We start from the raw sequence: 18286 nt of genomic DNA, 5'->3' as shown, positions 1-18286 counted from the left end.
CTTCACTGACGCAGCCAGTTGCGTAGTTTTACCAGCATAAGCGCACCATCACTCAACGCGCGACGGTCTTGAATGAGCGCGGTTAAACGATCTGGGTAGTCGGTGATAATGGCATCGACACCCAGGTCAATCAGCGTCGACATTCTGGCGCGGTCATTAACCGTCCAGGCGTGTATTTCGTAACCGTACAGCCGCGCTAGGCGAATTTCTCCCTCTGTGATGCGGTTATGGCGCAAGCCCAGTGCGTCAAAGCCTCGACGATTCAGGGTGCCGGGAAGAATTAGCTGTGCCAATAACGTTACTCGCAGCTCGGGCGCCTGCGTATTGATATGTTCAAGTAGCAGCGGCGACATGGTTGCCATGCGCATATCTAACAAGGCACTGGGAAAGCCGCAGGCCGTATAGCCATTGAAGGCGTTTTGCTGGGTAGCCCAGCAACGATAGCGAATGTCGCTCTCGGCGTTTAAGGTATCGATTACGGCATTGGCGAGTGCCTGTTCCTGCCCGGGTAGCGGCTTAATATCAATCATTAATCCCGCTTTGCCTCGCACACGCTCGAGCGCTTGATCGAGGCCAGGAATCGCTTCGCCTTGAAAGGCATCACCAAACCAACTGCCTACATCGTATTGGCTAAGTTGTTCGCGGGTTAACTCACCAAAATCATCTCGGCTACCTGTTAGGCGAGCCATGCTTCGGTCATGATAGAGCATGACCTGCTGATCCTTGCTTAGGCGCACATCGATTTCAATATAGTCCGCGCCATCGATCAGCGACTGATTCAACGCAGAGAGCGTATTTTCAGGGGCGACCATTGAGCTGCCCCGATGGGCGATCACGGCGATATTATCGCGAATCTCAAAGCTGTTAAGGATCCACCATGCTTGAAGTCCCGCGAAAATAAGCACGCTGAGTTCTACCGCCCAGGCCCATTTACCAGCATTGGCCTCCTCAGGAGGAGGCGCCGGGCGATCTTCACGGTGTGCCAGCTGCATATATAAGCAGGCGGAAAGAAGCGCATTGGTCGCAATACCCAAAAAGGTAATGGCCAGCGTGATCAGTACATAGCCCACCAGGTACGTCAGCATGGCCGGTATGAGGACGGCGTTGAGCTCAGGGAGCCACCACAGTAGCGGCGTAAAGAGGCGATCGAAGAGCAGCGTAACCAGTAGCGGTAAGCAGATAATAATTACCAACAGCAGCAGCACCGCAGCGCCAATCGAGCGCCGCCAGCCGCGCGTTAGGCTCACGCTACGCTTTAATGCCCGCCAGGGGCTGCAGTGCTCTAGCGCCACTAACGGTAGTGCCAACAGCCAACGCAGGTAGAGCCATGATGCAGCCCATACCCAGAAGAGAATCAGCGGTAGGGCGCAGCCCATGAAATACCATAGCGAAGGAGGGCGCACTCGCTGTAAATAGTAGGGGTCGATTCCGCTGAGCCAGAAGTCGTATAACCAAGCGAGCCCGGCCATGAAAGGGGTCAGTAGCAATAGATGCGTACCTACCTGCAGAATGACCAGGCCTGCTAGGGCGGGTAGTCGGCGGGTACTGAGCCAAAGTGCTTCTAGGGCTAATCGATAGTGGTTGTCGCGGGGCCTAATCGCGACTTGCAGCATCCCTGCCTGTTGCCAATAAATAATTAAAAAAGTGAAGCCAAGCCCTACCAACATACCCATTAACCCGAGTGGACTAAACAGCAGGGTAATTAGCTCATCATTGGTAACAACGGTTCGGTTTAGTTGGGCAAGTAGAACGCGTATCACCCAGGTAATCGCGGGCAGCAGCAAGGCGGAAGCAAGCAGCGTAAAAAATAGGTGGTAGGCGATCAATGGGCGAAGATGATCGCGCAGCGTGCGCAGTAAGGCGGAGCCAAGGTAGGTCAAAGGCTGCATCGTCACTAAACGGTAAGAATGAATCACCAGGGTGGCAGCAAGCACCACGCCTGGCAAGCGGATCGTTACCTCGCTTTATGGTGAATAAAGGAGAGATCAGGAGAGTGGCAGCTCGTGCTCGGCCACCAGGATGCCGTTGTTATCTGCATAGAGCCACTGGCCTGGTTGAAACGTAACGCTGGCGAAAGTGACGGCGATGTCGCGTTGTCCTTCGCCATGCTTTTCGCTTCGTCGTGGGTGGCTCCCTATGGCCTGAATACCGATGGGTAGGGCGGCAAGGATATCAACATCGCGCACGCAGCCATACATCACCACTCCCGCCCAGCCATTGGCCACGGCCTGTTCGGCAAGCATATCACCCAGCATGGCGCAACGATGCGAACCGCCTGCGTCGACCACCAGCACCGCGCCATTGCCAGGCTCGGCGACTGCCTGTTTCACCATGGAATTATCTTCAAAGCATTTGATGGTGCGAATCGGGCCGTAAAAGGCATCTAGCCCGCCATAATTGGCGAACATGGGTTCCAGCACCGCCACCTCTGGGTACGCATCGCAGAGATCGGGTGTCACTATATCAATCGAATTCGTCATCACACGCTCCTAAGGTTAAATACGCTTGGATTACCGATCAGTTTAGAAAGATAGAGCCTAAAAAAACGCCCCGCCCTGTAAAACAGTGGCGGGGCGTTCGGTCATCGACTCAGAAAATGCAACAGGTCACATCTTCTGCGATGGTGCGAGCATCGGCGATGGGGCGGCCTCAATGGCTAAGTATTAACTAAGCTTCTTGAGCGACCGGAATCACGTTCGAGGCGATCTTTTGGTACTCCTCGATTTCGTGAAAATTCATATAACGATAAATCTCGCCCGCCATGGCGTCAAACTCACCCATATAACGTTGGTACTCTTCAACGCTGGGTAGGCGTCCTTCTACCGCGGCAACGGCCGCCAGTTCCGCTGAGGCAAGGTACACATTGGCACCATCGCCCAGGCGGTTCGGGAAGTTCCGTGTAGACGTAGACACCACGGTGCTCTTGGCAGCAACGCGGGCCTGGTTACCCATACACAGTGAACAACCCGGCATCTCCATTCGAGCGCCTGCACGGCCATAAATGCCGTAGTAACCCTCTTCGGTCAACTGGTGTTGATCCATTTTCGTCGGTGGTGCCAGCCACAACCGTGTTTTCAAACTGCCGGCCGGCTGCTTCTCAAGCAACTTGCCCGCCGCACGGAAGTGGCCGATGTTGGTCATGCATGAACCGATAAAGACTTCGTCGATTTTTTCACCGGCGACTTCAGACAGCAGGCGTGCATCGTCTGGGTCATTCGGTGCACACAGGACCGGCTCTTTAATTTCAGCCAGATCAATTTCGATCACTTCGGTATATTCGGCGTCCTGGTCGGCCCGCATTAGGCTAGGATTCGCCAACCAGGCTTCCATCCCTTCAATACGGCGACTGATCGTGCGCTCGTCACCGTAGCCGTTGCCCATCATCCACTTCAGCAGTGTAATGTTGGACTTCAAGTATTCGGTTACGCTCTCTTCCGAGAGGGTAATGGTACAGCCAGCAGCTGAGCGTTCAGCAGAGGCATCGGAAAGCTCAAAGGCTTGTTCGACTGTTAAGTCTTCCAGGCCTTCGATTTCCAACACGCGGCCCGAGAAGGTGTTTTTCTTGTTGGACTTATCTACGGTCAGCAAGCCTTGCTTGATCGCATAAAGCGGAATGGCGTGAACCAAGTCGCGTAACGTAACGCCTGGCTGGCGCTTGCCTTTGAAGCGAACCAATACTGACTCTGGCATATCCAGTGGCATTACGCCGGTGGCGGCGGCAAAAGCAACCAGGCCTGAACCGGCTGGGAACGAGATGCCGAGCGGGAAGCGGGTGTGCGAGTCACCGCCGGTGCCCACCGTGTCAGGCAGCAACATGCGGTTTAGCCAGCTGTGAATGATACCGTCGCCTGGGCGCAATGAAACGCCGCCACGGTTCATAATGAAGTCGGGCAGGGTGTGGTGCGTATCCACGTCAACCGGCTTCGGATAAGCGGCAGTATGGCAAAAGGACTGCATGACCAGGTCGGCCTGGAAGCCAAGGCAAGCAAGGTCTTTTAGTTCGTCGCGCGTCATTGGGCCGGTGGTGTCTTGTGACCCAACGGTGGTCATCTTGGGCTCGCAGTACATGCCCGGACGAACGCCGTCCAGGCCGCATGCTTTGCCGACCATTTTCTGCGCAAGGGTAAAGCCTTTGCCGTTATCTTTAGGCTGGTCAGGAAGGCGGAAAACGTCAGAGGTAGGTAACCCCAGAGACTCACGCGCCTTACCGGTTAGGCCACGGCCAATGATAAGTGGGATACGGCCACCAGCGCGCACCTCATCCAGGATCAGCTGCGTTTTAAGTTCAAACGTAGTGATGACGTCGTCGCTATCGTGCTTGCACACTTTGCCCGCATAAGGGTAAACGTCGATGACATCGCCCATGTTTAGGTTGGTGACGTCCATCTCAACCGGCAGGGCGCCAGAATCTTCCATAGTGTTAAAGAAGATAGGCGCAATTTTGCTGCCAAAGCAGAAACCGCCAGCGCGTTTGTTGGGCGCGTAAGGAATATCGTCGCCGAAGAACCACAGCACAGAGTTAGTGGCTGACTTGCGTGAGGAGCCTGTGCCTACGACGTCACCGACGTAAACGACCGGAAAGCCTTTTGCTTTAACGTCTTCGATCTGCTGGAGCGGACCCGTTGTGCCGGGGATCGCAGGCTCGATGCCATCACGCTCATTTTTAAGCATGGCATTGGCGTGCAGCGGAATATCAGGACGTGACCAAGCATCTGGCGCCGGAGACAAGTCATCCGTGTTGGTTTCGCCAGGTACTTTAAACACGCTAAGGGTGATCTTTTCAGCCAGTGCGGGCTTAGAAAGGAACCACTCTGCTTCTGCCCAGGATTGAATGACCTCTTTAGCAACGTTGTTGCCATTTTTGGCGCGGCTTTCGACATCGTGGAAAGCATCGAACATTAGCAGTGTGTGCTTGAGCTGCTCGCCAGCTTCACGGGCAAGCTCCTCGTTATCGAGAAGTTCGACCATTGAAACAATGTTGTAGCCGCCCTGCATGGTGCCGAGCAGTTTGACCGCATGGCCTTTATCGATGAGCGGAGAGCTGGCTTCACCTTTAGCAATTGCGGTTAGGAACCCCGCTTTTACATAGGCGGCTTCATCAACACCTGGGGGGACGCGGTTGGTGATTAAATCGAGGATAAACTCCTCTTCACCGGCGGGTGGCGTTTTAAGCAATTCAACCAGTGAGGCGACTTGTTCGGCGGTCAGGGGTTTGGGCGGGACGCCCTCAGCTGCACGTTCCTCGGCATGTTGGCGGTAAGCTTCAAGCACGTTGGGGCCCTCTCATCTACGTTCTCATTTACTTTATGGTGACGGCTTACACATAAGCATCCTGGTGGCTGCGCAGTGTTGGGAAGTGGGCCAATCACATATGACATACGCTTGACAAACAGCATATGGTTGGTTGGCTGGGATTCTACGGCAAACTGTCGACAATGTTAAGCTGGCAAGATGAGACATACCTTGTACTTTATGTTGATGCCGCGACATAAACGCATCAAAAAAGCGCGCTTTTTTAACCCATTAGCGATAAGCCAGAAAATATTTTACGAGATTCTAATTGAATGTCGGTGTGTTTGGGTGTGATTGGCGTTACAGCGCGTTACCATAGGCCTTAATTGATAACCGTACAGTCCTCCTACTAGGGCGTGCTTATAAAGTGTGTGGAGCATTTTTGGGCGTATGACGTTTTTAGTCATCGGCGAAAGGTCGATGTGAAGAGGTGGAAACAACAGGGACAAAGCGCCTTGCGCGCCTATTTGTTGTACAATAGTGAAATACAAGATCGGTAATGGTGTTATGTTGATACAACCTAGTGCTTCAAAAGACGATATTTTACAAACGAGCGACCTGCCACCGGCGTGTCATACATTGAATGCGGATGATTTGCTGCCAGAAAGTTTGCATCAGTTTTTAGCCTGTGAAACTCCTAAGGCATGGCTGCAGTGGGCGCTGGAAAATCCAGCCACTTTATTAATCGATCATGCGCAATGTGAAAAAAAAGCGGCTTCCACAGCCATGAGTTTGTTATATCGCTATGTGGATCAACCGCTGCTGCTCAGCAAAATGTCACAACTGGCCCGCGAAGAGCTGCTTCATTTTGAACAGGTGGTGGCGCTCATGGAAGCTCGTGGGGTTGCCTATCAGCATTTAACCGCCTCACGTTATGCTGAAGGGCTTAGGCGGCACCTGCGTAGCAATGACCCCGAGCGGCTGATTGATGTGCTCATTATCGGTGCCCTGATAGAAGCGCGCAGCTGTGAACGGTTCGCTTGCTTGATTCCTTACTTAGACGAAGAGCTTGCCAAGTTTTACCGCACGTTGGTGAAGTCAGAAGGCCGTCATTTTGAAGACTATCTCTTATTGGCGCGCCAACAGACATCAGATTCGATCAATGAGCGGATCGCTTTTTTTGTTGCGCGTGAAGCGGAACTGATTACTTCGCCCGATACGGCTTTTCGTTTTCATAGCGGCGTACCAGCATAAGCCGCTTAGCCTGGCAGGATGTTCAACATGCGCGATGCCCGAGAGACTGACCAGTTAACTCTATTTGGCCACTTTTCGCTTACTCAGGGTGAGGATGTATTAACCCACTTTAGCTACGACAAAGTGAAAGCGCTGCTCGTTTATCTTTTGCTGCATCGTCAGCCGGTTAATCGGGCAGCATTAGCCGAGTTGTTATGGCCTGATCAAGGGTTGTCGTCAGGCAGAACCAACTTGCGCCATGCGCTCCACTGTTTGCGTCAGTCGCTAGGGGAGATCGCCGATCAAGTGTTGAGCGTCTCTCGGCAGACGATTGCTTTCCAACTTCCCAACCACTGGCAGGTTGATCTGCATACGCTGCAGCAGCTCTTAGAAGGGCCGCGCGATTTAGATACCCTTGATGCCTTGATGGGGTGCTACCAGGGTGACTTGATTGAAGAGCTGCAGTTGGCTAACTGTAGCGAATTTCAGCGTTGGTTGGTCCAGGTGCGAAATGAGTGGCGTCAACGTGTCATTCGTTTCGCCGAGCAGGTGTTGGAAGCTCACACCGATCTACCCGACCCCATTTTAGAAACATTGGTTAGTCGGTTCTCAGGCTACGCCCCCTTCCACGAGCGGTTGGTTCGCCAGCTGGCCGAGCAGAATCAAATGGCTGCCGCCCACGAGCAGTACAATAGCTATTTGCAGCTATTGGCCCTGTCGGGCCAACAGCCTGAACCGAGCTTTTTGCAGTTAGCAAGCTTCTGGTCGGATGGTCACCATGACCCGCGCATGATGAGCCCGCAGGGCGCTTTTTCACGTGCGTTAGCCGCGGATAGTAAGCCGCTGCGTGAAGACGAAATAGAGCTGCGTCAGCTCTCAGTGATGGCTATACGCCTGCATCTAAAAGGGGAGTGGCAAGATCGCGCAGCCACTCGCCACTGCTTGACCCTCCAGTTGGAGCTACTGCGTTGGCTAGAGCAGCAGTGCCATCATTTAGGCGGCTTTTGGCTACCGGGCGCAACAGGCGGCTTGGGTTTAGCCTGTTTCGGCACTCATGGCCCCGCCCATCAATTAGCCGAACTTGTGGCGCTTTATGAGCATTGCCGTCAAGCGCTTCCCCAAGAGAGCCTGCGCCATTGGTCCGGTGAGGGTGATACCCCGCACTTCGAGCTCGCTGCTGGCTTGCACAGTGGCCGCGTCGTATACCTACCAGAGCGCCAGCTGGCAGACCCTCTGGGCCAAGTCACACAAACCTCCTTGGAGTTGATGAGTGCTGCCGAAGGGAGTGAATTGGTCATTTCCCAAGAAGCCAGTCAGCACATGCCGCCGGCGTTGGATTTACAGCCTCGGCTGGTGTCGCGTTTGGTCGCCAGCGATGGGCGCATCCGCTTGCGCGCTTTAGTGCTGGGTGAGAATGAAGGCGGTCGGGATGCACTGCCACCCAGTTTAGTTGGCCGGGAGACATCGCTGAGAACGCTGCGCGATGCGCTGGCGCGAGCGGGCATTGGTTTGCGTCAAAGCGTACTGGTACGTGGTGCATCGGGCATGGGAAAGTCGGCATTGATGGTTGGTTTTCGTCAATTAGAGCTTAGCCGCGATGCGGCGATTTGCTGGCAGCCCACTACGCGCCTCTCGGTATTAGATCCTTATGGCGTCGCCCGAACGCTGGTGGGCTGGTATCTCAAGCAATCGCTGGCCGTTGAGTCTATTCACGAACTTCAGGAAACGCTGGAGTTCGATCAGCTCACCCCAGAGCGGCAACATTTGCTAGAGCAAGCGCTTGGCGTTCATGAAGTGCAGGAGATTACCCAGCTTGCCCAAAGTGGTGAAGCGGTTGAACTCGTCGTGATGCTGTTACACCGACTCATCGAGCGTCAGGCGACCACCCACACGCTGGTGCTAATGATCGATGATCTACAGTGGCTCGATGAACCCTCGTTTAAAGTATTAGCCGGGTTGCAGGCACGTTTGCCGATTAATACTGCCTTTATGCTCGTTGCCAGTCACCATGGCAGAGAACAGTTGCCGGTGAAACTGCACTGGGATCAGCAAATTAGTTTAGGCAACCTGGATGCGCTGCAGTCGTCGCGGCTTTTGTCTCAACTTTCTCGGCGCTACCGCATTCATTTAAGCCCGCGGTTGCGTAACCAAATTATTGAGCGTTGTGATGGCGTACCGCTGTACATGCAGGAGATTTGCCGTCGTTTGGATATGGATCGCCGCGAAGGGCGCAGCGTGCAATTTGATGAATTACCAAAAGGTTTGTTAGGGCTATTGGCAAGCCGCATTGATCAATTGGAAGGCGACCGGGAAATTGCCCACGTGGCCGCCGTGCTAGGTAAACGCTTCCGTTTGGATTTTTTACTGGAGTGTAGCGGTTGGGAAAAAGGTCGACTCAATCAAGCGCTCGAACATATGCGCGCGCTGGAGATCGTGGAGCCTGTCGATAAAGAGAGTGGCGACCATGAGTTTCAGTTTAGCCACCAATTGCTACAGGAAGCTGCCTATCTATCTTGCCCACGGGACGTGCGCGTCCAGTTACACCAGCAAGTAGTTACGTTGATAGAAGAGCGGTTTCCCGTTTGGATTAGCCGTCATCCGGGCGATTTTGCTACTCACCTGCGCCGCAGCGGTCATTACGCTCGCGGGGCGCGCTACTTTGAGCTGGCTGCCCGTGAAGCGCTAAAAGTAAGTGCCAACCGAACTGCGCTGCGCATGGCTGATTTTGGCTTAGCCAGTCTGCGTCACGTTGAGCATGAAATCGAGCGTGAAGTCAGCCTGCTTACCGTGCGCGGGCAGGCGGCCTTTTCATTAGAAGGTCACGGTTCGCCAACTGCCCACGAAAGCTTTGTTCGCGCCCGAGAGTTGTTGAGGGAGTCAGGCAGTGACAGTCTCGAAGACCCGGAAGATTTAGAGCAGATTTTCCTCGTCAAATGGGGGCTCTGGGTTGGGCGTAGCCAGCGCTATGCCCATGCGGATGCGTTTGCCTTGGCTTCGACGCTCGCCGATATCGCTTCGCGTCTTGCGGACCCGCGTTACCGCCGTTTAGCCGACTACGCGCGGGCTAATTGCGAGTATTGGGCAGGGCGCATTCAGCAGGCGCATGACCACCTGGATGAAATTGACCCGCTCAATGCGCAAATGATGATCGAATGGCTGCCATTCTCTGATCATCCGCAAGTCTCGGCAGCCTGCTTCCAGGGGTGGGCGCTGTGCCTGCGTGGCGATTATCAGCGCGCGGAGCGTCAAGTCTCGGCGGCGATTCGGCTGGCGGAGAAGATTGCACACCCGGGGACCCTGGCCATGGCGTTGCTGTTTGCCGCGGCGCTTTATCGTCAATTGGGGCATGTTCATCTAGCTGCCCGACACGCCGAACGGGCGGCCAGTATGACTGGCACACCCGATTTGCAGCTTTGGCAAATTTCCACGCAGAGCATTCTCGGCTGGCAACGAGCGATGGCAGGCGATACCGCCGGGCTCACCCAGCTGCGTGATAGCTTGGATCAAATGGCCGAGTTAAATGGGCGTGACCGCTATCAGCGACCAGTCCTTTGGTACTCGGATGCCTGCATTGAACTGGGAGAGTTAAATGCTGCGCAAGATTACCTTGAGCAATGTTTGGTGATTGCCCGCGAAAGAACAACGTTGTTTTTGCCGGAATTAGCCACGCAGCTAGCCAAGGTAAGGGACTTGCAGGGGCATCCCGCCCATGAGGTCAAAGCCCTGGCAGAAATGGCGATCAATCAATCCCGTGAGCATGGCAACCGCCATCAGGAATTGGCGGCACTTGAGCTATGGCTGACCCGCATTGAGCCTAACGACCAACAGGCCAAAGATAGCTTCCGGCAGTTGCTCAGCGAGGTCAGTCACAGTGATGCCCCGGTACTAACACGCTGGATCAGCTTGTTGGATCGCCGCTTGCCCCACCCGGTAAGCATCGAAAACTAGCAGCGATAAACGCTGCTAGTCAGTAAAAGAGGACGCGCGTTTTTGAACGCGTGTCCTCTTCTAGCCAAGTCAGTGTCGCGAGCGCCTCGTCGCGGTGATCGCGACATACGCTGGCATCAAAGTTAAACCGTTCGCACACCTGGGGGCGGCTTGGGTCGCCAAACAGGCGGCACAGGTTGTGCTCATCCAGTTGCACACAGCGAACACCCGCCGGCTTGCCGTCTGGCATGCCGGGGATGGCCGAGCTGATGGAGGGCGCGATGCAGCAGGCGCCACACCCGGCACGACACGCTTCACTCATAGACCACACTGGGTGAAAACTCAGCCATAGCGCCTTTGTTGATGCCTTCAAATGCTTGAACGCGCGTGGCGTGCCCGCTTTGCGTGGCCACTTGTTTTGCCAGCCATGCGGCGATATTTTCCACCGTGGTAGGCCCAGGTAGAACGGCGCAGAGTGACTGGGGTAAGGTAATCGAGAAATCACCCTGAGCGGCGCGATAGCGACAGGTGAGGAAGTCGTTATCGCTTGTCGCAATGTCGGCTTCCTCAAGCAGGTAGCGATTATCCAGCCAGCTAGCCCACAGCTGTTCCAACTGCGGTTGCTGTTTTCCTTGCTGCCAAATGGCCAGCCGTGACCGATGGCCATGAGCAATGCGCTGGCAGTTACCGGCATGTCGTTTCAAGCCATGGCTATAGCCATAGGCCGCACCGTCTTCAGACTCATCACTTAGCGTCAATGTGACTTGATGAACATTGGTAGGGCGCTGCTCGGTGAGTTGCTGACTTAAATGCTCCGCGATCTGATCAAGCGTTATCTCGTGCCAGGGCAGTAGCGTAAAGGCTTCTTTGGGACCGCGTACTTCCATCGGATAGGGCAGCGTGGTCTTAATACACACGCCTTCAGGACAATCGGAGACACTGATGCCAGGGGCATTCGTAGGCACCAGCAGGGTATGGTCGAGCCCACCGTCCAGGGTGCGCTTGATCCACGGCTTCACCTCACCAAAATCGAACAGCATGCCATCTTCACCCAGCTCGCCCTCCAGTACTGCGTCTACCTGCCAGCTACAGCCGACCAAGCCACGCTGGGAACACCAAAGAGAGACGTCGATATGTGTCAGTTGTTTAACGAATAAAGCCATTAATCAAAACCTGCTAATTTGTGCATTTGCAGCGAAAGACGCCATTGCGGGTTGGCCATGCAGTAGGCGGTTGCTTCAGCGACGGTGGTCTTTTCTAGGTTTAGCGGGGCAAGGTCCATCGGCTGTAAAAAGAAGTGGCTAAAATCCAAGCTTGAAAACTGTTCTGGTGGAGCATCGGCTTGGGGGAAAACCAGCTTTAACTCATCGCCCTGCGTGATCGTCAGCGAGTTATTGCCCTTGGGGCTAACACAGAGCCAGTCGATGCCAAGCGGCGGGGCAAGCGTGCCGTTGGTTTCGACCGCCACCTCAAAACCATGCCGGTGCAGCGCGGCAATCAATGCCGCGTCAAGCTGCAGCAGCGGCTCGCCACCGGTAAACACCACATAGGGCGTTGCTTGAGAGGTCGTCTGTGAGATTGTGTTGGGTTGTAAAGCGCTGCCATGGTTCGGCCACAAGGCGGCAATGTGCGCCGCAAGGGCATCAGCGCTAGCAAATTTCCCACCGTTGACGCCGTCGGTGCCAATAAAGTCGGTATCGCAAAAGGTGCACTTAGCGGTTGCCCGATCCGCTTCGCGGCCCGACCATAGGTTGCAGCCGCTAAAACGGCAGAACACGCTCGCTCTACCGGCTTGCGCGCCTTCTCCTTGCAGGGTGTAAAACGCTTCTTTAACATGGTACATCAGCGTTCTCCAGCGGGATCAGGGTCATACGCTAATGGGTCAGTGACATCGTTCGCGGCAAAGGCTTCCAGCCGCTCGCGGCAGCTACCGCAAACCCCACAGGCAAGCTCTCTGCCTTGGTAACACGTCCAGGTGTGACGGTAGTCCAAGCCCATCGCCAGGCCTTCTCGTAGAATGTCGGCCTTGCTCGAGGAGAGGTAAGGGGCGTGTAGCGTGACGGGTTCAAAGTTGGCGATACCTGCCACATGATTCATTGCTTCGACGAACTCGGGGCGGCAGTCTGGATATAGCACGTGATCGCCGCCGTGAGCACCGTAGTCGACGCGCCCGGCGCCAATATTAACCGCTTTGGCAATCGCCAGAGAGAGTAAAATCATATTACGATTAGGCACCACTGTGGCGCGTAAATTATCAGCAGCGTAATCGGCCTGCGGCATGGGCTGTTCTGAATTAGTTAGTGCCGAATTATCGATGAGACCGTGTATGGCGCGAATATCCACTACTTGATGGGGCACACCAAGCGTGGAACAGACCTGACGCGCCGTATCGAGTTCGCGGGTATGGCGTTGGCCATAATCGAAGGAAAGCGCATGCACGGTAAGCCCTTCACGCAGCGCGCGGTGAAGCACGGTGTAAGAGTCCATTCCACCGGAATAGATAACGACAGTCGTGGCATTGTCGGTTGCCACTGGGGAGTTTGATGACATCAGAAGATACTCGTTGTCGGAGAATTTATTAATCGCGAGCAGCATTTCGCTGGTGCGGCATTCCGGGGTCCGGTCCGGAAGGACGGCAGTTTACGCAATAGCCATTAATCTGACCAGCGCTTGCGCGTATTGTGGTAATCACGGCATTGGCGGGCAGCATTAATATCAACATGCTACGCTAATCATCCACGCTGTTAGAGGGCAACCAATGGCTACCATTGAACACAGTGAGATTGTTCACGCTCCCCCTGAAAATGTGTTTGAGCTACTTCGCCGCGTCGAGGATTTTGCAGAGTACTCAGATCTAATTCGCTCCATCGATATTTTGGGCGAGAACCGCTATCGATGGCACGTGCGTGCAGTCGGCATGGATTGGGCGTTTGATGTGATGGTCACCGACATTGAACCGCCTCATGTGCTTGCCTGGGAATCGTTGGATGGCGTTAAAAACCAGGGGCGATACCGTCTTCGTGAAGTCCCGGAAGGGACGGAAGTGGCGCTGACACTAAGCTATGAAATTCGCAACCGCTTAATGGAAAAGGCCGTCAATAAAGCGGCCAAGCCGCTGGTAGGAAAAGTCAGCCGGCAAATTCTTGACCGCGTTGAAGCGCGTTTGAACGGTTAGGGCGCCGCTTTTTAACGGCGCACCCCAACCCAACGGGTGGCTGCCGAGGTTAGTGGGGCTTGTGCATTGAAGCGTCAAGATGATCCACAACTTCGGCCCAATCGGCATCTTCATCCACCGCTTCTTTTAGAAATGCCGCTTGGCCTTCGTTCCAACAAGGCGCTTCTGCCAACGGCATTGACTCCGGCAACGGCGCATTACGCTCAATGAAGCGCTCAATGGAATCCGCGTCAGACGCGAGGCCAAGCTGCTCAAACAGTTCGCTGAAATGATGCACTGGTTTTTCCATAATCGGCTGTTCCTTCAATCGGTTAAGTTGACTATCTAAACCATAGCTTGAATTTCAAGGGATGCCAGCACTGCCTGTCAGCTGGCAGGTTAACGTTCGCCGACAAGCGGCGTTAAAAAGCGCTGACGCTGATCCTCTAGTGAGAGCGGCTGGGCAAGTAAATGCACCAGTTTGGTGAATGCAGCTTCGGGAGTCATCGCATCGCCTTCCAGAACGCCCGCATCGCTGAGGCCGTGGCCGGCCGCATAAGCGCCCAGGTGGACACTGCCCTGCGGACACTGGCTGATGGCAGCAAGCAGTTTGCCTTCACCGCTGGCGCTAGCGAGAACGTTAAGCAAGCTGGGGTCGGCGGGAAGATTGCCAGCTCCCCAAAGCTGAAGTAAGGCACCTTTCACTCGTGAATCACCCAGCCAAGCCTCCAACTGCCACGCTGTTATGCCCGGCCACAGGATGATGCGAACCACTTCTCCTTGGTTGACTAAGCGGTAGTCGGGCAGTTCGAAACGCGGCGCCCCCCGTTGTTGCACGCCGAGCCCTCGGCTGGGGTAATAGACGAAGTCATTACCCACTCGTTCGCCGAGTAAAGGGTAGTTGGGGCTCGCGAAAGCATCGATCGCTTCGCTGTGCTGTTTAGTGGCGCGGGCACCCCGGAACAGCTGCCCGGCAAAGTAAACGGCCACTTCCTGTAGCGCTGGTTTTGCAGCGAACTGAAGTGCGCCATGCAGATTATCTAACGCGTCACCGTCGGGCGTTTCCAATGGTTGCATGGCGCCCGTCACTATCACAGGGCGGTCAAGTCCCTGCAGTTGATATGCCAGACTGGCAGCCGTCCAGCTTAAGGTATCCGTGCCGTGAACGATGACAAAGCCTGTATAGGACGATAATTGACGGCTGACATCGCGGGCTATCTGCTGCCAGGTAAGCGGCGTGGCGGCGCTCGAATCAATTAAGGTCGCGTAACTAACCACGTCATAAGCTGGCAGTGCCTGCTGGTGAGTAAGCGGCAACTGAGTAAACGCAGCAGCCATTCGAGCGGCAAAATCGCCACCGGGTGCCAGGCCATTAGCATGCTGTTGCATGCCAATGGTTCCCCCAGTGTAAATCACCAAGATGCGCTCCTGGGGAGCGAGGCTGCTTGCTAATGGGGAGTAGGGGGACATAACCATCTCCTGGAGTATTTTTACGCTACCTGTTAATCAATAAGCGTGTTTGACGCGCTCTACCACCAGTTTGCCGCTCTGGTCGTCAAGATATCGATTACGCCCAGCCAGCAATGCAAAGCCACCGCATACGATGATCAACGCAATTAACAGCCAGGCGATATGTGACGTGCTGGCACCGGTTTGCAGCATTATCCCCACGCCGAAAGGCCCTAGCGCGGCTAAGGTATACCCGCCGCCCTGCACCAAGCCAGAAAGTTGCCCGGCAAGGCGCGAAGTAGCAGTGCGAAGTACGAGCAGGCTCAGCGCCAAGCTAAAGCTTCCGCCTTGGCCGATGCCGAGCAGGGCGGCGCCTGGCCATTTCCACATCAACGGTGCGATGAGTAGCATCCACAGACCAACGCCGGTACTCAATAGCACCAACAGTAGCGCGGGACGCTGATCTCGACCCAGGCGTGCCAGCCAAGGAGCGCCCAGTGCAGAGGCGAGCTGGCACATAATCGACACCGCCATTGTCCAGCCTGCGTCGGCCTCGTTATAGCCGCGGTCAACCAACAGTGTGGGTAACCAACCAAACACGATATACGCCATGGAGGACTGAATCCCCATAAACAGCATAACGTGCCAAGTAAGCGGCTGCTTCAGCAGGCGTAAAAGACCACTTTTGGGCAAATTAGGCGTGTTGGGTAGGATGGTGCGGGGCATTTGAAAATGCCATAAAACAAGTGCAAACAGCGCTAGCAGCGCCCAGCTCATTAAGCTGGCCTGCCAACTGCCCAGCCACTGCGTTAGCGGCACACTCAGCCCAGCGCCTAAGGCGCCTCCAAGGCAGAGTGCCATGGTATATAGGCCGGTGAGTAGGTCGGCGCTCTGAGGCAATTCACGTTTCACCAGCGCGGGAAGCAGGGTACCACTGATGCCAATTGCGCAGCCTGCCATGGCCGAGCCGACGAAGAGCACGCCAGGCAGCGGTAAGCCTCGTACGGCAAGGCCTGCGGCGAGAAGTATCAATGCCGCGCTCAACGCTCTTTCACTGCCTAGGCGCTTTGCCAGTGCTGGGGCTAACGGGGCAGATAGCCCTAAAAAAAGCACGGGAAGTGTGGTCAGTAGCCCCGCAGCGGTGGCTGAGAGGCCTGCGCTCTCTTGTAAGCGCGTCAGTAATGGGGCAACTGAGGACATGGCGGGGCGTAAATTTAGCCCTACCACGACCATTAACAGAATAAAGGTAACTGGACGATGGGATGCCATATCGATGCTTATTTCACGCCAACATTTATTTAAGGTGAGGGCGCAAGTCTCCGCGAACAGCATCGAGTAGCGTGATGAAATGATAATCCTGTGAGGAGTCCAGGCTATCTACCCTGACATTAGTGCGCATGCCTTTATCCATCAGCAGCTGGTCAAATATTTCTAACGTGAGCTTGCGTGCAGGTTTATCGCCTGGGGCCATAATGCCGTCTTCCAGAGTAAACGTTTCAAGTAAGGTGACACGCACACGGGTACTGTTACCTTCACTCAGTACGCGACGCACAAATAGCCAGCCTTCGCAGGGCAGTGCATGGTTATCATCGCGCTGGCGTAAAAAGATCGTGCGGTAACAAGCGCCTTCAACAGACGCCTTTTCAGCCATGCTGCGATAAGCCTGGGAGACTTGATTCGCTGAGGCTCGTGCATCCTCTAAGCGCTGCACAATTCCTTGATGTTCGCGGCTGAGCTGCTCTTGACGCTGAAACGTCAGCCATTGGCGGTAATCGGCCATAAGTTGAGAAGACGCCATAATCACTCCATGAATAATTTGTTCATGCCTAACGGCTAAAAATAACTGCTCGATAAAGGTGGGAATATGCAAAGGCGACACCTTCGCATATTCCTGTATACCAGGCTAGCGCCGGGCGCGACGTTTGCGCTCGCCGCCGGTATTAGCGCCCTGGCCTTCGGGCTTACGCTTGGCGCGAGGCTGGCGCTGATTGCGACGGCCATTCTCGATGGGCTCAGGTTTTATGCTCGGGTCCGGCTCAAAACCGGGCTCTATATGCTTGGGGAGGGTCTGTTTGATCAGTCGCTCAATATTGCCTAGCAGACCATCTTCATCGACACACACCAGCGAGACGGCTTCGCCATTGCTACCCGCCCGCCCGGTACGCCCAATGCGGTGTACATAATCTTCTGCAACGTTGGGTAGGTCAAAGTTGACCACATGGGGCAGCTCGTTGATGTCCAGCCCACGGGCGGCGATATCGGTAGCTACCAGTACCTGCAGGTCGCCACTCTTGAACGCAGTTAGTGCGCGCGTACGCGCCCCTTGGCTCTTGTTGCCATGGATCGCCATCGAAGGAATGTCTTGCTTGCTTAGCTGTTCGGCAAGGCGATTGGCGCCATGCTTGGTACGGGTAAATACCAGCACTTGAAACCAGCCATGTTGCTGAATTAAGTGAGCGAGTAGCTCGCGCTTTTTCTCGCGGTCTACGCGGTAAATAGCCTGTTCGATCTTCTCTGCGGTCGTGTTACGCGGAGCTACTTCAATCATTGCTGGGTTATCGAGCAACTGTTGAGCTAGCGTTTGGATCTCATTTGAGAAGGTTGCCGAAAACAGCAGGTTTTGACGCTTTTTGGGCACCAGGCGCAGAAGGCGCTTGATATCATGGATGAAACCCATATCGAGCATGCGATCAGCTTCGTCCAACACTAGAATCTCAACGGACGAGAGATCCACATGGCCCTGCTGATGCAAATCAAGCAGGCGCCCTGGCGTCGCCACCAATACATCTAAACCGGCTTTTAGTGCATCGATTTGCGGCTGTTGGCCGACACCGCCAAAGATAATGTGCGAGCGCAATGCTAAATGTTGGCCATAGGTGGTGACGCTTTCGCCTACTTGGGCGGCGAGTTCACGGGTCGGTGTCAATACCAAGGCGCGAACCTGACGTTTGCCCGGTCGCTTGCCTGTGTTTAAGCGTTGCAGCATGGGAAGTGTAAAACCAGCCGTTTTACCGGTGCCGGTTTGGGCGCTGGCCAACATGTCACGTCCTTCTAGCACGACGGGGATAGCTTGTCGCTGTATCGGGGTCGGGACGGTATAACCTTGCGCTGTAACAGCGCGCAATAAATCGGCGTGCAGGCCAAGTTCAGAAAAGCTCATGCGTTCTCCGCAGTCACCTAGTGAGTTAATACCGATAAGTGGTTGTTCACTAGATGTAATGTTCAAAAAGCGAGGTTGATTGACCTTCGCGGCAGCGAAGTGTGCCAGATATCTCAACATGCCGCGATGGT

The 18286-nt window shown here is 54.9% G+C and carries 15 protein-coding genes; 3 read left to right on the top strand and 12 right to left on the bottom strand.

Features of this window, described 5'->3' with window-relative positions; translation table 11 throughout:
- Positions 1-2: 2 nt before the first annotated feature.
- The 3 genes from ACUN8H_RS17665 to acnB form a co-directional block, all read right to left on the bottom strand.
- Positions 3-1946: a glycerophosphodiester phosphodiesterase family protein gene (locus tag ACUN8H_RS17665; RefSeq protein WP_445533358.1), complete on the bottom strand. Its 1944-nt coding sequence runs from the start codon at positions 1944-1946 to the stop codon at positions 3-5.
- A 39-nt stretch (positions 1947-1985) separates the two neighbouring features.
- Positions 1986-2480 carry a ribonuclease E activity regulator RraA gene (gene rraA / locus ACUN8H_RS17660; RefSeq protein WP_445533357.1) on the bottom strand — a complete coding sequence of 165 codons (495 nt, stop codon included), beginning with the start codon at positions 2478-2480 and terminating at the stop codon, positions 1986-1988.
- 187 nt (positions 2481-2667) lie between these two features.
- Positions 2668-5271: a bifunctional aconitate hydratase 2/2-methylisocitrate dehydratase gene (gene acnB, locus ACUN8H_RS17655; RefSeq protein WP_445533356.1), complete on the bottom strand. Its 2604-nt coding sequence runs from the start codon at positions 5269-5271 to the stop codon at positions 2668-2670.
- A gap of 528 nt (positions 5272-5799) precedes the next feature.
- On the opposite strand from acnB, the gene ACUN8H_RS17650 reads away from it, so the two are divergent.
- Together ACUN8H_RS17650 and ACUN8H_RS17645 are read left to right on the top strand one after the other, a co-directional pair.
- A complete protein-coding gene (locus ACUN8H_RS17650; protein ID WP_445533355.1) occupies positions 5800-6486 on the top strand; it encodes a tRNA-(ms[2]io[6]A)-hydroxylase in 687 nt (228 codons plus the stop codon).
- A gap of 27 nt (positions 6487-6513) precedes the next feature.
- Positions 6514-10413: an AAA family ATPase gene (locus tag ACUN8H_RS17645; protein WP_445533354.1), complete on the top strand. Its 3900-nt coding sequence runs from the start codon at positions 6514-6516 to the stop codon at positions 10411-10413.
- A 19-nt stretch (positions 10414-10432) separates the two neighbouring features.
- On the opposite strand, the gene ACUN8H_RS17640 is transcribed toward ACUN8H_RS17645, so the two are convergent.
- Genes ACUN8H_RS17640 through queC form a run of 4 tightly spaced genes read right to left on the bottom strand, consistent with a single transcriptional unit; the run spans position 10433 to position 12942 of the window.
- Positions 10433-10714 carry a YkgJ family cysteine cluster protein gene (locus tag ACUN8H_RS17640; RefSeq protein WP_445533353.1) on the bottom strand — a complete coding sequence of 94 codons (282 nt, stop codon included), beginning with the start codon at positions 10712-10714 and terminating at the stop codon, positions 10433-10435.
- On the bottom strand, positions 10707-11555 hold the full coding sequence (locus tag ACUN8H_RS17635) for a 6-pyruvoyl trahydropterin synthase family protein (protein ID WP_445533352.1): 849 nt from the start codon (positions 11553-11555) through the stop codon (positions 10707-10709). The genes ACUN8H_RS17640 and ACUN8H_RS17635 overlap by 8 nt, the downstream gene beginning before the upstream one ends.
- The gene (queE, locus tag ACUN8H_RS17630; protein ID WP_445533351.1) at positions 11555-12235 is read right to left on the bottom strand and encodes a 7-carboxy-7-deazaguanine synthase; all 681 of its coding nucleotides are present in this window, start codon (positions 12233-12235) and stop codon (positions 11555-11557) included. The genes ACUN8H_RS17635 and queE overlap by 1 nt, the downstream gene beginning before the upstream one ends.
- On the bottom strand, positions 12235-12942 hold the full coding sequence (gene queC, locus ACUN8H_RS17625; protein WP_445533350.1) for a 7-cyano-7-deazaguanine synthase QueC: 708 nt from the start codon (positions 12940-12942) through the stop codon (positions 12235-12237). Before queC ends, queE begins: the two co-directional genes overlap by 1 nt.
- 208 nt (positions 12943-13150) lie before the next feature.
- Between queC and ACUN8H_RS17620 the strand changes: the two genes are divergently transcribed.
- A complete protein-coding gene (locus ACUN8H_RS17620) occupies positions 13151-13567 on the top strand; it encodes an SRPBCC family protein (RefSeq protein ID WP_445533349.1) in 417 nt (138 codons plus the stop codon).
- Positions 13568-13616: 49 nt separating this feature from the next.
- On the opposite strand, the gene ACUN8H_RS17615 is transcribed toward ACUN8H_RS17620, so the two are convergent.
- The 5 genes from ACUN8H_RS17615 to ACUN8H_RS17595 form a co-directional block, all read right to left on the bottom strand.
- On the bottom strand, positions 13617-13856 hold the full coding sequence (locus ACUN8H_RS17615) for a DUF2789 domain-containing protein (RefSeq protein WP_445533348.1): 240 nt from the start codon (positions 13854-13856) through the stop codon (positions 13617-13619).
- Between the two features lie 89 nt (positions 13857-13945).
- A complete protein-coding gene (locus ACUN8H_RS17610) occupies positions 13946-15016 on the bottom strand; it encodes an asparaginase (protein ID WP_445533347.1) in 1071 nt (356 codons plus the stop codon).
- A gap of 36 nt (positions 15017-15052) precedes the next feature.
- Positions 15053-16264: an MFS transporter gene (locus ACUN8H_RS17605; RefSeq protein ID WP_445533346.1), complete on the bottom strand. Its 1212-nt coding sequence runs from the start codon at positions 16262-16264 to the stop codon at positions 15053-15055.
- A 25-nt stretch (positions 16265-16289) separates the two neighbouring features.
- Positions 16290-16793, bottom strand: a complete 504-nt coding sequence (locus ACUN8H_RS17600; RefSeq protein ID WP_008956259.1) for a hypothetical protein — start codon at positions 16791-16793, stop codon at positions 16290-16292.
- Between the two features lie 105 nt (positions 16794-16898).
- Positions 16899-18155 carry a DEAD/DEAH box helicase gene (locus ACUN8H_RS17595; protein ID WP_445533345.1) on the bottom strand — a complete coding sequence of 419 codons (1257 nt, stop codon included), beginning with the start codon at positions 18153-18155 and terminating at the stop codon, positions 16899-16901.
- Between the last annotated feature and the right edge of the window lie 131 nt (positions 18156-18286).

It is taken from the genome of Vreelandella sp. V005 (genome assembly GCF_052645115.1).
Note: the sequence above shows the minus strand (reverse complement) of the source record. Positions and strands in the feature narration are given on the sequence as shown.

Excerpts from the sequence above, each read along its gene's own strand:
- rraA (WP_445533357.1), bottom strand. The coding sequence starts at position 2,480 with ATGACGAATTCGATTGATATAGTGACACCCGATCTCTGCGATGCGTAC.
- ACUN8H_RS17650 (WP_445533355.1), top strand. The coding sequence starts at position 5,800 with ATGTTGATACAACCTAGTGCTTCAAAAGACGATATTTTACAAACGAGC.
- ACUN8H_RS17645 (WP_445533354.1), top strand. The coding sequence starts at position 6,514 with ATGCGCGATGCCCGAGAGACTGACCAGTTAACTCTATTTGGCCACTTT.
- ACUN8H_RS17640 (WP_445533353.1), bottom strand. The coding sequence starts at position 10,714 with ATGAGTGAAGCGTGTCGTGCCGGGTGTGGCGCCTGCTGCATCGCGCCC.
- ACUN8H_RS17635 (WP_445533352.1), bottom strand. The coding sequence starts at position 11,555 with ATGGCTTTATTCGTTAAACAACTGACACATATCGACGTCTCTCTTTGG.
- queE (WP_445533351.1), bottom strand. The coding sequence starts at position 12,235 with ATGTACCATGTTAAAGAAGCGTTTTACACCCTGCAAGGAGAAGGCGCG.
- queC (WP_445533350.1), bottom strand. The coding sequence starts at position 12,942 with ATGTCATCAAACTCCCCAGTGGCAACCGACAATGCCACGACTGTCGTT.
- ACUN8H_RS17620 (WP_445533349.1), top strand. The coding sequence starts at position 13,151 with ATGGCTACCATTGAACACAGTGAGATTGTTCACGCTCCCCCTGAAAAT.
- ACUN8H_RS17615 (WP_445533348.1), bottom strand. The coding sequence starts at position 13,856 with ATGGAAAAACCAGTGCATCATTTCAGCGAACTGTTTGAGCAGCTTGGC.
- ACUN8H_RS17610 (WP_445533347.1), bottom strand. The coding sequence starts at position 15,016 with ATGTCCCCCTACTCCCCATTAGCAAGCAGCCTCGCTCCCCAGGAGCGC.
- ACUN8H_RS17605 (WP_445533346.1), bottom strand. The coding sequence starts at position 16,264 with ATGGCATCCCATCGTCCAGTTACCTTTATTCTGTTAATGGTCGTGGTA.
- ACUN8H_RS17600 (WP_008956259.1), bottom strand. The coding sequence starts at position 16,793 with ATGGCGTCTTCTCAACTTATGGCCGATTACCGCCAATGGCTGACGTTT.
- ACUN8H_RS17595 (WP_445533345.1), bottom strand. The coding sequence starts at position 18,155 with ATGAGCTTTTCTGAACTTGGCCTGCACGCCGATTTATTGCGCGCTGTT.